This window comes from Streptomyces sp. NPDC051041 (assembly GCF_044456065.1).
In the GTDB taxonomy this organism is placed as follows: Bacteria; Actinomycetota; Actinomycetes; order Streptomycetales; family Streptomycetaceae; genus Streptomyces; species Streptomyces glaucus.
On the sequence record NZ_JBITFM010000048.1, the window covers coordinates 1 to 1,061 of the forward strand.

The window sequence follows — 1,061 nt, forward strand, 5'->3', positions numbered from 1 at the left end:
TGTTCAGCGTGCCTGTCGGGCGAGGCGGCGGCTCATGACCGTGCTCATCGCCCACTTGATCACTGCCTCCGAGGTGTCGGTGCGCGTCTCGTAGTCGCGGGCCAGTCGGCGTGAGTGCATCAGCCACGCGAACGTGCGCTCCACCAGCCACCTCTTCGGCAGCACGGTGAAACCGCTGGTGTCGTCGCTGCGTCTGACCACGGTCAGCGCGATCCGCAAGGCGTCGCGGGCGAGGTCGACCAGGCGCCCGGTGTAGCCGCCGTCGGCCCACACCCGCGTGACGCGCCAGTGCCGTTCATGCAGCCGGGCCAGGAGTGTCTGCCCTGCTTCCCGGTCGGTGACCGAGGCCGCGGTCACCATCACGGTCAGCAGCAGTCCGAGGGTGTCCACCACGATGTGCCGCTTGCGGCCGTTGACCTTTTTCCCGCCGTCGAACCCCCTGGTCGCGCCCGGCACCGACGCGGCTGCCTTCACCGACTGCGCATCGATGATGCCGGCCGTCGGTTCCGGGTCCCGGCCCGCGGCCCGGCGGACCCGGTCGCGCAGCCGATCGTGGAACTCGGCGGTCAGGCCCTTGTCCCGCCAGCGCCGGAAGAAGGCGTAGACGCGGTCCCACGCGGGGAAGTCCGCAGGCATCGCCCGCCAGGTGATACCGCCCGCGACCAGATAGCGCACCGCATCGACCATCTGCCGGTGGCAATAGCTCTCCGGTTGCCCGCCGCGGCCCTCGAGCCAGCCGGGAACCGGCATCGCGTCACGTACGACGGCCCACTCCGCGTCGCTCATGTCGGACGGATACTTCGGTCGCCTGTACGGCCGGTCCGCGGCGTTCCCGAACCGGTGAGCGAGACAATCACACGACGGGGACACCGAGTTGGACGCCATCGACGCCGGCACGGAAGACTGCAGCACCAGGGGCCTCCTGTTGCTCGTTTGGATTCGACACCCTCGAGCTGTGCGGGAGGCCCCGCTTTCATGCCCGGTCGGCCACGAGATCACCCGACCGAGTCGACGACCTCGAACTCACGCCCACCAAGATCGATAGAGCAACAGCTTCTGAG

At 69.1% G+C, this 1,061-nt stretch carries 1 protein-coding gene; it reads right to left on the minus strand.

All coding sequences use genetic code 11. The annotated features are described in order from the left end of the window. Positions 1-3: 3 nt before the first annotated feature. Positions 4-786 carry an IS5 family transposase gene (locus tag ACIBAI_RS28945; protein ID WP_399038791.1) on the minus strand — a complete coding sequence of 261 codons (783 nt, stop codon included), beginning with the start codon at positions 784-786 and terminating at the stop codon, positions 4-6. Between the last annotated feature and the right edge of the window lie 275 nt (positions 787-1,061).